Annotated in this window: 2 protein-coding genes and 1 pseudogene; all 3 read left to right on the forward strand. The window is 37.3% G+C overall.

Going from position 1 to position 2,552, the window contains the following annotated elements:
* Positions 1–234: pseudogene (locus tag FW758_RS24255) on the forward strand (ISAs1 family transposase); the annotation flags it as partial.
* A gap of 230 nt (positions 235–464) precedes the next feature.
* On the forward strand, positions 465–2,054 hold the full coding sequence (locus FW758_RS24260; RefSeq protein WP_446446794.1) for an AAA family ATPase: 1,590 nt from the start codon (positions 465–467) through the stop codon (positions 2,052–2,054).
* Positions 2,055–2,351: 297 nt separating this feature from the next.
* The coding region (locus FW758_RS24265) for a transposase (RefSeq protein ID WP_446446795.1) at positions 2,352–2,552 on the forward strand (201 nt) is incomplete at its 3' end.

A 2,552-nucleotide genomic window follows, 5' to 3' on the forward strand; every position in this document is an offset into this window, starting at 1 on the left:
TGTTTCAATAAAGTTCAATACAATTATTACTTGAGTTCTTTACCTCCAGACGTCGAACTTGCAGCCCAAACGGTGCGTCAGCATTGGCACATAGAGAACCAGCAACACTGGTTGCTTGACATCACCTTTAGGGAAGACAGCTCAAGAATGGATGACAGTGAAAACGCGAAGAAGATGGCGCTATTTCGGCGTATCGTGCTGAACCTTTTACAACAGCATCCGCTAAAAGCGAGCTTGAAAGAATGATAAAGCTAAAACGATATCAAGTGATTACCCACCAAACTGTATAAAAATAGCTACCGCAAAAAAACAAATTCCTATAGCATCATTCACACCAATTTACACTGATGTGGCAGCGGCCAAGTCCAACAAGCGATTTATACCCTGCAAACAGCGCAGCGCATAAATACTAAGACGTAAAATGCCAGTGTCACCGATAAATTTTGAGTTTAAAGTAGGAATTAATGGTTAAAGCAAAAATAAAAAAAGAAAAATCTAAAATTTCTAGATTTAATTACCAATTAAAAAAGTTACATATATCTAACCTCAAAGGTATTAAAGATTTTACTTTAGAGTTTGAAACTGACAAAAGAGTAACAGCAGTTGTAGGTATTAATGGTTCAGGTAAATCAACATTAATCCATGCTTTAGCATGTGCGTTTAAACCTAAAGGAAAGCAGACTTCTAAAGACTTTAACCGCCTTTCTCATTTTTTCACCCCAAATCAAGATGCTAGTTGGGATGGCAGTGAATATAGTGTGGAATTTGATTATCAAGAGTTAAATTCATCTAAAGAGCCAAAAATAACAGACAAAACTTATACTGAAAAATATTATAAAAAACCTGGTGTAAAACAAGGTCGGTGGCTACCTATCTATGCAAGACGTCATGAAAGAGAATCTGTTTATATAGGGTTGCATGAACTTTCTACATTAAATGAAGATAAAAATGCGGGTAGATATAAAGAATATGAAACAGAGGATCTTGCGCATGAATCGGCGGGTAAAATTAAATCTGACATTGTTTATATCTTGGGTAGAAACTACGAAAAGTTAAGTAGTTGTACTATCAAAAAGGGTGGGAAAGTTCACACTATGTTCGGTTTAACTCATAATGGTGTGACTTATAGTGAACACTCTATGGGGGCGGGTGAAAAGAGGGTTTTAAGTATGCTCTATGCATTACATAGTCCATTGATTTCAAATGGAGGATTACTTTTAATAGATGAAGCAGATGTCTTATTACATGGGGTAGCCTTCAAAAGATTAGTTGAAAGGATTATTAAACGTTCTGAAGAAAACAAAGTTGAAGTTGTTTTTTCAACACATAGAGAAACTATTTCTGAGTTCAGTTCTGATGTTAATATTTTTGGTATTTTGAATACTGGTAACGGGGTAATAGCTATGCCTCATACTAACCCGCAAGTTATGCACCAATTAACAGGTTTATTAACTCACCCATTGCAAATATGTGTAGAAGATGAACTCTCAGAAGAAATAATACTTAACTTAGTTTACAAAATGCACCTACAGACCCATGTGAGAGTTAGTAAATTTGGTGCATGGTCCAATGCATTCGCTGTTTTAGCAGGGAAGAAACTCATGGGGCAGGATATTACAAATACTATTTGTGTCCTCGATGGAGATGTATGTAGGGATCAGGAAAGTAGAGAGTCGGAGTGTAAGCGTCACTTGAACGGTAATGACCGAGAACAAGATCGTGTTGATATTGTTAAACAAATAAAAGAATTTAAAATTAGTAACTTCGCTCCAGAAGGACAAAAAGGAAGTCCTGAATATAACATTAAATTGTTATTTGAGAACTCGGATAGCAATGATCCCAGAATAAATGAACTCCAAATTTTTTCAAAAGGCATTCAAGGATATATTGATTGGCATATATACTTTGATCAAATGGCAGAGCTTTCCGGTCAAAGACAAGTTCGTGAAAAAATATTAAATTTTGTTGAAGAGACTGAAGAATGGCAAGTCTATACAGAGGAAATTCGTATGTGGCTTAGCGATAAATATGCAAAACTTGGGCTTGGCACTTAACAAGTGCCTAAACAGGGACAACTTTTCGCTACGCATTTTTGTGTTGTCGCCGCGCACGTGCCAGTAACACACAAAAATTATCCACTACAAGTAGCTCGTTAGACGGTCGTTAACTTTCACACGAGAATCGAGTTCATATGCAAGAAGCATCCAGTTTGATCGGGGCATGGATAGAGCCAAAACTAATAATTCCAGCATTGATGCATTGGTTTCTTCAGTGATAGTGTAGTGGCACACTGAATTTGGCCATCTAATAAGAAATGTTATGATCCCCTCATAACCTATTTAGGTGACAACATGAATAAAAGTAAACGTGCACGATATAGCGCCGCCATTAAGCTTGAAACAGCTCAATTAGTCGTTGATCAAGGCTACACGCAAGAAGCAGCGGCAAAAGCTATGAACGTGGGTAAATCGACGGTCAGTAAGTGGGTAACACAGCTTCAAGTTGAGCGCCAAGGGCATGCTCCGAAAGCCTCACCAATGACACCAGAACAA

Source organism: Shewanella sp. 1180_01 (assembly GCF_052850535.1).